The 1724-nt window shown below is 38.3% G+C and carries 2 protein-coding genes; one reads left to right on the top strand and one right to left on the bottom strand.

Annotation, left to right across the window (positions count from 1 at the left end; genetic code table 11):
* The coding region (gene cas6 / locus Q7P41_RS01810; protein WP_303881685.1) for a CRISPR-associated endoribonuclease Cas6 at positions 1–525 on the bottom strand (525 nt) is incomplete at its 3' end.
* A gap of 830 nt (positions 526–1355) precedes the next feature.
* Between cas6 and Q7P41_RS01805 the strand changes: the two genes are divergently transcribed.
* Positions 1356–1724: DUF3798 domain-containing protein (locus Q7P41_RS01805; RefSeq protein ID WP_303881684.1), on the top strand; the 369-nt coding region annotated here is incomplete at its 3' end.

The following is a 1724-nucleotide window of genomic DNA, read 5'->3' as shown; positions in this document are numbered from 1 at the left end:
ACCCAACGCCTGGCTTTTCCTCCATAAGTTTGCGAAAATTTGAATTTCCCAATCCCGCTCCGCTGGGCTGTAATAATAGGTTTTCTTTCGTCCGTCTCCTGCTGTCAATGTACTGTAGATAGTAATTGGAGAAAGGGTTTTAACTTGTATCGGTCGGGCAAATTTTGGTTTTTCTTCAACATCTATTCGAAGCAACTCACACTGTTGTGGCCCTAATTGTATTTTGCCTTTTATTAAGAGATGCTTTACAAAGGATTCAAGTACATCTTCGTGGATGGAGCTCATATGCATTTTAAGGGGGCCGGTAAATTCGATTGTTTCCCTATTCATCAAATACCTTCCATATATACGACTAAAGGTAAAAAAGCGAAATTGTCTTTTTCCAAAAGCTAATCCCTCATTATGCAACTTGCCTGAGACAAGTCCATCCAGGTTGCTATAGATCAAGCCCTGGATCAGACTGTTATAGTGGATGGGAAGGGTTAACTTTTCCGACTGCGGGGAAAATTCAATCGTTATCCTCATAGGCTCTTCTTTCACCTCCCTTTGCATCGAGCATGCGAATATTTTTACAAAAAAGATAAATTACAATATAGGCACAGAAACTGCACATTTATGTAAAATGTAAAACCTTACAATCTAAAGTGAGCAATTTTTGCTCCTGGTTACATATCGTTTCAATCATTTTACTTAAGTGACGTGGGGCGAAAAAGGCCCACTGGTTTTAAAAGGGACTTCATAGAACTTATTCGGACGGTTCATGGCGGCAACTTTACATGTTTATCGTCAATTTCATAGTCATTTCCATTGCACGCATTAGAGGTGTTAATACTCTGGGAAAAGATTGCTTGCGCAATGCATAGAAGAGCATGATAGGTGAGATATCGTCAAGCGATACAGACCACGATAAAAGGACTATTTATCAAGTTAATAGAATATATTTTCAGCTTGCAACTTTTATATCATGACCTGTCAGAAAAATCAACAGCTTTTAATTCTATTATCTAGATTATGCATTATATAGTATATAAAAGAATATTCTAAAGGATTTATAAAATTTAAGAATTTACTTGAACTATCCATCAACTGCATATAATGCCTGAAGAAAAAGGCCAGATATTCCCGATGACAAAAGACAAAGTGCAGAGGTTTTTTAAGATCCAGGAGTTCTTTTATATAAGTATATATCTCAAGAAGCTTATCCCTGCCATCTCTTGTCGCGACGTTTTTGCAGATTTTTACAAAAATTTTAAAACGCGAGCAATGTTAGAACGCAACGCTCATTGACAAAATAAACATTAAAAAGTAGTATGTGATATATACCAAATACCGTATGGTAGCCTGGAGGGAGAATAATGGGCAAGGTCAAGTTTATCGTAGCTACAACGCTTTTTATATTTCTTTTAGCGAATAGTAGCATTGTTTATGCTGACGCACCATATCATATCGGCATCGTAACTGGCACAGTTTCGCAGGGAGAAGATGAACTTCGCGGCGCTGAAAGGCTTATCGAAGATTATGGTGATGCATCGTCCGGTGGCATGATAGCTCACGTAACCTATCCTGATAACTTTATGCAGGAAATGGAAACAGTGATAAGCCAAATAGTTGGACTTGCCGATGACCCTTTAATGAAAGCGATTGTCGTCAACCAATCAATACCTGGAACCACAGAGGCCTTTAGGCGTGTTAAGGAAAAGAGGCCGGATATTTTGTGCTTTGCT

Source organism: Acetomicrobium mobile (genome assembly GCF_937920065.1).
The sequence above is the reverse complement of the archived record's forward strand: the minus strand, read 5'-3'. Positions and strand labels throughout refer to the sequence as shown.